This is a genomic window from Streptomyces sp. NPDC002499 (assembly GCF_053595415.1).
Genome location: NZ_JBSFXO010000002.1, coordinates 478,987 through 489,304, shown reverse-complemented (window position 1 = coordinate 489,304; position 10,318 = coordinate 478,987). Strand labels below are relative to the sequence as shown.

The 10,318-nt window shown below is 71.1% G+C and carries 8 protein-coding genes; 2 read left to right on the top strand and 6 right to left on the bottom strand.

All coding sequences use genetic code 11. From position 1 onward, the window contains the following. Nucleotides 1–20: 20 nt before the first annotated feature. From ACWD5F_RS06810 to ACWD5F_RS06795, 4 genes are all read right to left on the bottom strand, one after another. Entirely contained in the window at nucleotides 21–1,097 is a 1,077-nt protein-coding gene (locus ACWD5F_RS06810) for an iron-siderophore ABC transporter substrate-binding protein (protein WP_451251794.1), read from the bottom strand. A gap of 46 nt (nucleotides 1,098–1,143) precedes the next feature. Next, complete coding sequence (locus ACWD5F_RS06805) at nucleotides 1,144–2,982, bottom strand: ABC transporter ATP-binding protein (RefSeq protein ID WP_451251792.1); 1,839 nt, start codon at nucleotides 2,980–2,982, stop codon at nucleotides 1,144–1,146. Further along, the gene (locus ACWD5F_RS06800) at nucleotides 2,979–4,736 is read right to left on the bottom strand and encodes an ABC transporter ATP-binding protein (RefSeq protein WP_451251790.1); all 1,758 of its coding nucleotides are present in this window, start codon (nucleotides 4,734–4,736) and stop codon (nucleotides 2,979–2,981) included. Before ACWD5F_RS06800 ends, ACWD5F_RS06805 begins: the two co-directional genes overlap by 4 nt. 199 nt (nucleotides 4,737–4,935) lie before the next feature. After that, entirely contained in the window at nucleotides 4,936–5,367 is a 432-nt protein-coding gene (locus ACWD5F_RS06795) for a MarR family winged helix-turn-helix transcriptional regulator (RefSeq protein ID WP_451251788.1), read from the bottom strand. 135 nt (nucleotides 5,368–5,502) lie between these two features. Here ACWD5F_RS06795 and ACWD5F_RS06790 point away from each other — a divergent pair, with 135 nt between their 5' ends. After that, on the top strand, nucleotides 5,503–6,915 hold the full coding sequence (locus tag ACWD5F_RS06790; protein ID WP_451252288.1) for a DHA2 family efflux MFS transporter permease subunit: 1,413 nt from the start codon (nucleotides 5,503–5,505) through the stop codon (nucleotides 6,913–6,915). 42 nt (nucleotides 6,916–6,957) lie between these two features. On the opposite strand, the gene ACWD5F_RS06785 is transcribed toward ACWD5F_RS06790, so the two are convergent. After that, entirely contained in the window at nucleotides 6,958–7,830 is an 873-nt protein-coding gene (locus ACWD5F_RS06785) for a helix-turn-helix transcriptional regulator (protein WP_451251786.1), read from the bottom strand. A 105-nt stretch (nucleotides 7,831–7,935) separates the two neighbouring features. Here ACWD5F_RS06785 and ACWD5F_RS06780 point away from each other — a divergent pair, with 105 nt between their 5' ends. Further along, the gene (locus ACWD5F_RS06780; protein WP_401715035.1) at nucleotides 7,936–8,634 is read left to right on the top strand and encodes an SDR family NAD(P)-dependent oxidoreductase; all 699 of its coding nucleotides are present in this window, start codon (nucleotides 7,936–7,938) and stop codon (nucleotides 8,632–8,634) included. A gap of 142 nt (nucleotides 8,635–8,776) precedes the next feature. Here the strand turns inward: ACWD5F_RS06780 and ACWD5F_RS06775 are convergent, their stop codons facing one another. Continuing rightward, the gene (locus tag ACWD5F_RS06775) at nucleotides 8,777–10,069 is read right to left on the bottom strand and encodes a ThuA domain-containing protein (protein WP_451251783.1); all 1,293 of its coding nucleotides are present in this window, start codon (nucleotides 10,067–10,069) and stop codon (nucleotides 8,777–8,779) included. Between the last annotated feature and the right edge of the window lie 249 nt (nucleotides 10,070–10,318).

The following is a 10,318-nucleotide window of genomic DNA, read 5'->3' as shown; positions in this document are numbered from 1 at the left end:
CTCTCGCATGTCCGCCGTGCTCAGGACGCCGGCTGCTCGACCTTCGTCGCGGGCTTGCCGTCCACCGCCGCCGCCAACTGCGGCACGAGCCGGTCCAGGACGTAGGGAATGCTCAACACCGTGGACAGGGACACCGCGTTGCCGTAGTCGCTGGTCTCCTTGACGAACACCTCGCGCCCCTGCTTCACGACGTTCAGATCGCCGTACACCTTGTTGCCGTGCAGCTTGGTGACCGCGGTCGTCAGGTCCGGCACGATCCATACGGCCACGTCCTGATCGAGCAGGTCCATGCGCTCACTGCTGATGTTGGCGCCGAACTGGTCGCCGATCAGCTTGTCCAGGTCCGTCGGCAGCGAGAAACCGAGGTCGGACAGCAGCCGGGAACGCGGGTCCTGGCTGCCGTAGACGAAGGTGCCCTCGTACGGGGTCGCCATGACCGCGGTCGCCCCCGCGAAGGCGGGGTTGGCCTTCTTGGCGGCGGCGAACTTGTCCTCGACCCCCGTCACCAGCTTCTTCGCCTCGTCGGGCTTGCCGAGCGCCTTGCCGATCTCCTCGGTCTGCTCCTGCCAGGGAATGCCGTAGTCGTTGAACTCCTTGGGCTGTGCCACCACCGGCGCGAACTTCGACAGGCTCTCGTACTGGGACTTCGTCAGCGCCGAATACAGAGCGAGGATGAGGTCCGGCTTCAGCGCGGCGATCTTCTCCACCTGCGGACCGGTGCCGGAGTCCGTGAGCAGGGCGGGCGCCGCCGAACTGCCGAGCTTGTCCTGCGCCCAGGGGCCGACGGCCCCCTTGTAGTCACCGAGCCACTGCGTGGTGGCGACCGGCACCTTGCCCAGGGCGAGCACCGCGTCCTGGTCGGTGAGACCCACAGTGACGATCCGCTTCGGCTCGGACTTGATCGTCGTGCTGCCGTACTTGTGCTGGATGGTGACCGGGTACGCGTCGGCCGACACCGTCGACTTGGAGGTGTCGGAGGAACCGGCGGAGCCGGACGAGTCGGAGTCGCTTGAACCGCAGGCGACCCCGCCGCCCAGGAGCAGGACGACTGAGGTGAGAAGTCCGGTCAGCCGGACGGCGGTTCTGGGGCGGGCCATCGAGTGATCCTTCTGTTCGGTACGAGGAGGACGTGCGCGGGGGGTGTCAGTGGGCGGTCCCGGAGGTCCCGTCGGACCGGTTGTCGGACCAGGCACGCCACAGGACCGCGTACGGCCCTTCCGCGGCGAGGAGTTCGGTGTGTGTGCCGTTCTCCACGACGCGTCCCTCGTGCAGGACGACCACACGGTCGGCGGACGCGGCCTGACTGAGGCGGTGGGCGACGATCAACGCGGTACGGCCGTCCAGGACGCGCAGCGCGGCCTGTTCGAGCTGCCGCGCGCCCGAACTGCCGGCCTCGGCGGTGGCCTCGTCGAGCACCGCGACCGGAGGATCCGCCAACAGCAGCCGCGCCAGGGCGAGTTGCTGGGCCCGGTCGGCGGTCAGCCGGTGGCCGCCGTCACCGACGACCGTCTCGATCCGCTCGGGCAGGGCGTCGACCCATTCGAGGGCGCCGACCGTGGCCAGCGCCTTGCGTAGTTCGTCGTCGTCGGCCTCGGGGCGGGCCAGTCGCAGGTCCTCGGCGAGCGGTCCGGCGAAGACGTGCACCTCCTGGGTGACCAGGGCCACCGAGCGGCCGGCCTCGTCGGGCTCCGCGCCGCCGACGTCGACGCGGCCGACCGCGGGCCGGTGCAGGCCCGCCACCAGCTTGGCCAGGGTCGTCTTGCCGGCCCCCGTCGCGCCGACGAGCGCGACCCGCTCGCCCGGCCGGACCGTCAGGTCGACCTCGTGCAGGACCGGGCGGCCCGGCACGTACGCGTGGGAGACCCCGTGCAGGGTGACGGCGGCGGCGGAGTTCGGGGCCGTTGCCCGTACAGGCGCCGTCGGTGTCGTGGGCTCGTCCACCACGCCCACCAGGCGGGCCAGCCCGGCCGTCGCCGACTGGGCGTCGTCAAGGAGCACCAGCGCCGTGTTGACCGGACCGAAGAGACTGTGGAAGTAGAGTGCCGCGGCCGTGGCGGTGCCCAGGGACACGGAGTCGGCCCGCACCAGCAGGAAGCCGGTCGTCAGCACGGCCGCCAGTCCGGCGTACTCGGCGATGTGCAGCCGGCCGTAGAAGCGCAGCACCAGGCCCACGCCCCGCATCGTCAACTCCACGGTGGCGCGCGACCGTTCGGTGACGCGCTCGGTGTGCTCGGCCTGGGTCCCGTAGGCCCGTACGGTCGCCGCGCCCCCGATGGTGTCGAGGAGTTGCTGCTGCTGGGCGCCGGTGGCGATCCGCTCGCGGGCGTACAGCGGCACGGCGTGGCGTACGTACCAGCGGGCCGTGTACGCCTGAACGGGCACCGCGAGAAGCGCGGCCAGCAGGAACCGCCAGTCCAGTACGGCGAGGGCCACGAGGGTCAGCACGATGGACAGGACCGAACGGGCCAGCTCCGGCAGCGCGGTACGCACCGCCTCGGCGACCCGGGACACGTCCCGGGTGACCCGGGCGTTGAGGTCACCTGACCCCGCCCGCTCCACCCGCTCCAGGGGCAGCGACAGCGCGCGTTCCACGAACCGCTCGCGCAGCCGGGCCAGCACCGTCTCGCCGAGTCGCGACACCAGCGTCATGCCGAACGCCGTCGTCACGCCCTGGACCACCGCGACGACGGCCAGCGCGACGACGGGGAAGGTGAGGGTGCCGGGCGCCCGGTGCTGGGTGACCAGGTCGACGATGCGGCCCAGCAGGGGCTGGGTGAGCAGTCCGACGGCGGTGGCCAGCACCATGAGCCCGAAGGCGGCAAGCGCCAACGCCCGGTGCGGGCGCACCAGTTCGCGTACCGCCGCTCTGGTGCGGGCCGGCGTGGCCGTGGGCAGCAGGGCACGGCCGGTGGCGGGGGAGGGGCCGCCGCCCGTTTCCGTGACCGTCTCCACCGGTTCCGTGGTGGTCGTGTCGGGGATCATGTCAGCACCGCGGTCCGGTAGGTGTCGTCGGTCCGCACGAGTTCCGCGTGCGTGCCCTGGGCGCCGACCCGGCCGCCGTCGAGCAGGATCACCCGGTCGGCGACGGCCAGCAGGGCCGGGCTGTTGGTCACCAGGACCGTGGTGCGGCCCTGGCGGAAGTCCCGGATGCCCTCGGCGATCCGCGCCTCGGTGACCGCGTCGACGGCGGTGGTCGGGTCGTGCACCACGAGCGTCGGCCGCCCGGCCCGCAACGCCCGCGCGAGCAGGACGCGTTGACGCTGGCCGCCCGACAGGGACCGCCCGCCCTCACCGACGTCGGTGGCCTCGCCGTAGGGGAGCGACCGGGCGACCTCGTCGGCACGGGAGGCGGCCATCGCGCGCAGCGTCTCGGCGTCCAGGGCCGGGTCGGGAGAAGCCGACGAGGCGGAATCCGGGTCTGCCGTCGAGGCGCTGCCCGAAGTCGGTGCCGAGACAGCGATGTTGGCCCCGAGCGTGCCCTCGAACAGGGCCGCGTCGTGGGCGGCGACCAGCACGGCGCGGCGCAACTCCTCCGGGGCCAGGCTGGTCAGCGCCACACCGTCGAGTTCCACGTGCCCTGACTCGGGGTCGGCGTCACGGCCCAGGCAGCGCAGCAGCGCCCGCGCGTAGGCAGGGTCGGTCACCGCGATTCCGGTCAACTGCCCGGCCGGCAGGTCGAGATCGACACCGTCGAGTCCGTCGAGCCGTACGCCCCGCAGCCGCAGGGCACCGCGCAGCGTGCTCGGCAGCGGCGCGTCCCCGCCGACGACCGCCGGCTCGGCGGCGAACACCGCGGCGATCCGGGCCGCGGAGGCCCGGCCCTGGGCGAGTTCGGTGTTGACCCAGGCGAACACCTCCAGGGGGCCGAGCAGGAACAGCGCGAGGCCCACGGCGGAGACGAGCTGGCCGAGCGTCAACGAGCCGTCGAGTGCGAGGCGTCCGCCCACGAGTGCGATCAACGCGATGAAGCCGCCGGTGAGAGCGAGGACGAGGCCGGTCTGCCAGGACTCCGCCCGCGCGGCGCGCAGCGTGGCGACGAGCGAGGCGCGGCTGGTCCGGCGGTAGCGCTCGACGGCCGCCTGCTGTGCGCCGATCCCCTTCAACACCCGCAGCCCGGCCACCAGATCGGCCGCCACCCCGGAGGCGTGCGCGGCCTTCTCCTGCTCCGTCTCACTGCGGCGTTCCAACGGCTTGCTCAGCAGATGCCCGCACCACAGCAGGGCGGGCGTCCCGAGCAGGACGATCAGGCCGAGCGGTACGGACATCACCAGCAGCGCCACCGCGCTCACGACCATGCCGACGATCGCCCAGACGCCGCTCATCACGGCCATGGTGACCGCGCCGACGCGCTTCGCATCCTCCGTGGCCACGTTGGCGAGTTCACCGGGCAGGCGGTCGGCCTCGGCACCGCCGCGCGGGTCGAGCACCCGGCGCAACAGCGCGACCCGCAGCTCGTGTGCCGTCTCCTCGGCGGCCCGTTCACCGGCTCCGGCGCCGAGCCGGAAGCTCCAGGACAACATGACGTAGACGACGGCGAGTACGCCGAGCCAGAGCGCGAGGAGACCTCCGTCGCGCCGGGCCACCGCCTGGTCCACGACGACACCGATGAGGACCGGCACGAGGGCCTCGCCCACCTGGTGGAACGCGCCGAGCGTGCAGGCGTAGGCCAACCGGCGTGCCTGCCCTCTGAGCGAGCGTCTCAGGACGTCCCGCCCCGATGAAACCACTGTCCCCACCAGGCCACCCTCCGGAACCAGCCAACTTAGGCAAGGCTACTCTAAGTAAAGCTGGCCGAGTCAATGCCTGCGGGGCTGACGTGATCAGGCCGAGGGGGGCGGCGCGGTCGGGCCGGGAGGGGCAGCGGTCGGGTCGAGGGAGGGCGCAGCGGTCGGGTTGAGGGGGAGTGGCGCGCTCAGGCCGCGAAGGAGCAGGCGCTCAGGACGTGGCGGTACGGATGCGCGCGAGGAGATCCCTGAGTTGGGCACGATCCTCCGGGCCGAGCGTGGACATGGCTTCCCCGAGGGCGATCCGGTCTACCTCTTCCGCCTCGCGGTGGCATTCCTCACCCTTGTCGGTGAGGCGCAGCAGGAACGCCCGGCGGTCCTGCGGGTGGCGTACGCGCTCCACCAGGCCGTCCCGCTCCAGGCTGTCGACGATGGCGGTGGTGGTGCGGGCGGCGACGCCGGTCATCTCGCTCAAGTCCCGCATGCGCAGCGGCTGTTCGGCCCGGGCGAGCATCCGCAGGGCGCGCAGCCGGGCGACCGAGGCTCCACCGGTTCGCAGCCTGGCCTCCACGAACTGGCGCAGCTGATGGGTCGTCTCGTACAACTCGTCGACCAGTGCGTCGCTGCTGCCCTGCACTGCCATGTCACTCCCTGTTCGCCGAAAACCCAATTCTATGTGCACGCACATAGTGAGTATGCTCAGCATGTGCTGCTGTACCGACACCCCCGTCTGCCCCGCCCCTCCTTCCACCTCAGTCAACGCCTGGTCGTACCGATCATGTGCGTCAGCGTGACGTTCATCGCCATCGTCGATGGAGCCATCACCACGGTGGCGCTGCCCTCGATCGCCCGTCAGTTCCAGTTGACGACGGCTGCGCTGGACGGGGTGGTCGTCGTCTACCCGGTCTGTCTGGCCATGGCCATCCCGGCCTCCGCCTGGCTGGTCGAGCGGTTCGGCGCCAAGCATGTGCTGCTGACCGCGCTGGTCGCCTTCCTCGGCTCGTCGTTGCTGTGCGGCGCGGCCGTCGGCCTCGGCCAACTCGTCGCGTACCGCGCGGCCCAGGGACTGTCCGCCGGAGTGCTCTTCCCGGCCTCGGCGGCCCTGCTCTTCGCGACCTTCGACTCCGGCGAACAGGTGCGGATTTCCCGCTACATGATCGTCCCGCAGCAGATCGCCCCGGCCGCCGCCCCGATCCTCGGCGGCCTGCTGGTGGACCACCTCTCCTGGCGCTGGGTCTTCTACGTCAACCTGCCCTTCGGCGTGCCGGCCGTGCTGTTCGGGGCGCTGTTCCTGGCCCGGCACCAGGGCCACCGGCCGGGCCGGTTCGACCTGACCGGGCTGCTGCTGAGCGCCGCGGCCCTCGGCTCGCTGATGTTCGGGATCTGCGAGGGGCCCAACCGCGGCTGGTCCTCCGCCGGCGTGCTGACCGGCCTCGTCCTGGGCGCGGTCCTGCTCGCCGCCGCCGTCGCCTTCGAACTGCGTACGTCCCAACCGCTCCTGAAGCTGCGTCTGTTCGCCGACCGGCTCTTCCGGGACACCAACCTGATCAACCTCGTGGGCCTGGTGCCGATCCTCGGTGCCATGTACCTCGGCCCGCTCTTCCTCCAACAGGCGCAGGGCCGCAGCGCGGTGGAGTCCGGCACCAGCACCTTCCCCGAAGCCTTCGGCGTCCTGCTGACCGTCCAGGTGGTCGGTGTCCTGTACGCCCGGGTCGGCCCCCGGATCATCGTGGGCTGCGGCCTGGCCGGCGTCAGCGGGGTGCTGCTGCTCTTCGCCACCTGCGACGCGAGCACGAGCCTGTGGACCTTCCGCCTCTACATGTTCCTGCTCGGCATCGCGATGGGCGGGGTCTTCATGCCGACGACGGTGGCCTCGCTCGCGACCATCGACCGGAAGGACCTGGCGCAGGCCTCCATGCTCAACACCGTCGTCCGCCAGACCGGCGGAGCCCTCGCGCCGGCGGTGGTGACCACGGCCCTGGTGCTGAGCACGCCCGCGGCGGCGGTCGCGAACCCGCCCGTGGCCGCCTACCAACACGCCTATCTGGTGCTGGCGGCGATCGCGGCGGTGACGGCGGCCTTCGCGTTCACGATCCCGGACGCCGCCGCCCGAAGCGCGGCAGGGGGCGGGACGAAGACCTTGCGCAGGTCACCTGCTCGTCCGCGCAGCCGGCAGGAGAGCGTGCGCTGACGGCTGGTGGCTGGCGGGGCGCCGGCGGACGGCGCTTCCGCCTTACGCGTGCGCGCGCCCGTCGCCGGCGATCGAGGCGAGTCGGAACTTGGTCTCGTCGGGGCTGCCGGGCGCGGTCGTCATGATCACGATCTTGAGCTCGGAGTCCGTGTCGCTGAGGATGTCGCAGTCGACGGTGACGGGTCCCACCGAGGGGTGCTCGATGATCTTGTGGTCCTCGCGGTGGGCGGCGACGGTGCCGGTGGCCCACAGGTCGGCGAACCGCTGGTTGCCCGCGCTCAGCGCACTGATCAGCCCGGCCAGCCGGGGGTCGTGCGGATAGCGGCCGGTGGCCCGGCGCAGGTCGGACACGACGGCGGCGTCGGTGGCCGCCTTGTCGGTCTCGGCCACCGGCCACAGGGTCAGGCGGGCGGGACCCGCGTCCGTCGGAAACCGGTCCCGGGCGAAGTTGCGCAGTCGTGGCGGCGAGGACGAGGGGTCGCCCAGCAGTGCGGCCCAGCTCCGGTTCCACCAGATCAGCTGCCAGTCCGCCGCGAACACGGCGACCGCGACGTCCCCGAGCCGGCTCAGCACCCGATGGACGCCGGGTGTGATGTGGTCGCGGATCACGCCGTCCGCAGGGGGCGCGAGCCGGGCCAGCCGGTACAGGTGATCCCGCTCGGCGGAGGACAGTTGCAGGGCGCGCGCCAAGGACGCCACCACCGACGCGGAGGGCGTGGTGGCCCGGCCCTGTTCCAGACGTACGACGTAGTCGACCGACACCCCGGCGAGCTCGGCCAGTTCCTCGCGCCGCAGCCCGGTCGCTCGACGGGCCCGGCCCACGGGCAGCGCCGCGGCCGACGGGGGCAGCCGGTCCCGCCAGGTGCGGATCATCGCCCCCAGCCCGGCTCCGGAAGTCGTGGTCATGAATCCCATACTGCTGCACCGCACGCCTGTGAGGGGGAGTCGACGGTGGTACTGCTGCTCCTACCGTCGAGGCGTCCCTGGCCGAGTGCCGAGCACGGGCGAACAATCGACCGCATGACGATCATCTTCATCACCGGAGCCAACAAGGGGCTCGGCCGCGAGACCGCCCGCCGCCTCACCGAACTCGGCCACACCGTGCTGCTCGGCGCCCGCGACCCCGAACAGGGCGCGGAGGCCGCCGCCGCACTCGGTGCGCGCCACGTACCCATCGACGTGACCGACGACGCGTCCGTCGCCGCCGCGGCCGCGAACGTCGCCGAACACGAGGGTTCGATCGACGTCCTGATCAACAACGCCGGCGTCCACGGCCCCTACGGCGATCCCACCACCTTGACCGGCAGCGACGCCCTGGCCGTCCTCGACGTCAACTTCGCCGGTGTGGTCCGCACGACCACCGCGTTCCTGCCGCTGCTGCGCCGGTCGGCGGACCCCGTCATCGTCAACGTCAGCAGTGGAATGGGCTCGCTCGCCCTCACGCACGATCCGACACGCGTCGAGTCCTCGGTCGTCGCGCCCCTCTACACCGCGTCGAAGGCCGCGCTGACGATGCTGACGACCCAGTACGCGAAGGCCCTGCCGGACATTCGCGTCAACGCCGCCGATCCCGGCTACACGGCGACCGACCTGAACGGTCACAGTGGTCCCCAGACCGTGACCGAGGGGACGGACGCGATCGTCGGCCTGGCGACCGAGAAGCCCGGTGCAGGTTCCGGACGCTTCGTCGACCGGGTCGGCGAGATCGCCTGGTCGTGACCCGGGAGCGCGCGGTCCTGGCCGACGACGGTTCGAGAACGGTGCGATCCCGTGGCCACCGGCTGAACGGCGGACACGGGATCGGGCGACCGGCGGACTGACTCCGGCCGTTGATCAGGGCCTGATGGTCAGGCGTGAACGGTCAGGGCTGGGCGGTCAGTTGGAAGCTCTGCGCGGCGGAGCCGTCGCACGTCCGCTGGGTGAGCTGGACGCTGTTGGTGGCGGCGGTGGAGGCGGTCAGGCATTTTCCGCTGTGCCGCGCGGCGAAGTGGTAGTTGCCGCTGGCTTCCTTCACCGGCTGCCACTGCTGGTTGGTGCCGCTGGAGTAGGCCCACAGTTGCAGGGGCGCGTTGTCGGCCGTGGAGCGCTCGGCGACGTCGATGACCTGTGCCGGATTGCTGCGGGCGTTGATCCGCACGTATCCGCTGTCGGTGCCGACGAACTGGAACTGCTGGGCCGCGGTGGAGTTGCAGGCGTACTGCTGGATGACGGTCCCGTTGGCCGTGGCGGCCGCGCGGGCGTCGACGCAGGTGCTGTTGCCGCCGTTGCGCACGCTGTACCAGTTGGTCGAGGGGATGCCGTCCCCGGGCGGCGTGGTGGACGACGAACCACCCAGCCACTTCAGCCCGTCCAGCAGGAACTTGTTCTGCGTCGCGCTGGCGAACGTCGACGACAGCGTGGTGTTGGTGTCGTAGTTCATCGCGTTGTGGCCGAAGTTGGCGTACAGCATCTTGTAGTTCGTGTTCGTCCACAGGATCGGGTAATACCCGCTGTACCAGGTCTGGTTGGGGTCGGTGCCGAGCGGGAAGCTGCTCGGGTCGATGGACGCCAGGATCTTGATGGCGGGGTTCGTGCGCAGGTCGTTGGACCAGCTGTACCACTCGCTGACGGACGAGGTGAAGGTCGCGGGCAGGTTCACCGTCGAGGGGTGGGTACGGTCCTCCACCTTCAGTACGGCGGTGGTCGGCCCCCAGGTGTTCGAGCGGAAGTTGCCGCTGCCCAGGAACGTGTTGTGGTACCACGACCAGCTCGCCGCGTTGGTGGTGAAGGCCGACACGTGGAAGCCCATCCACGCCCCGCCGTTGCGCATGTAGTTCTCAAAACCCGTGCGCTGGGCGGCGGTCTGCGGCAGGTCGTCGAGGAAGAGGACGACCTGGTAGCTGTTGACGCCGCCGTTGGCGAGGAGGTCCCAGTTGTTGCTGGACGTGTAGGTGAAGCCGTTCGCGGCCGCCTGCTGGGGGAACCAGGTGTTGGCCTCGTGGACGAAGCTGATGTGGGCGGCATCCCAGGTGCCGTTGTAGAGCGCGAGGACGCGGAACGGCTCCGCCGCCGGTGCGGCCTGCGCGGGCGGCTGTGCCAACAGGCTGGTGAACGCCGTGAGGAGGAAGGCCAGCCACAGCGCGACGCGTGCGGTACCGGATCTCACCTGTTGCATCGAAGTTCCCTTCATGAACGGCCCGGAGGCGGGGGGTGTGCCGCCGCTCGGCGGCATCAGGGCGTGAACGAAGGGGTTCACATATATGAGTGCTGGATGTGTCTGTAGAGGTCGCTGGGCCGTGAACCTAAAGGTCTGAACCAGACACGTCAAGAGGTGGCACCGGGAAACTCCCCTGCTGGGCAGGGGAGTTCAGCACTTGAAGGCAGACGGTTCGCCGCTGCGGATGTGCGCGCGATGCAGGCGGGC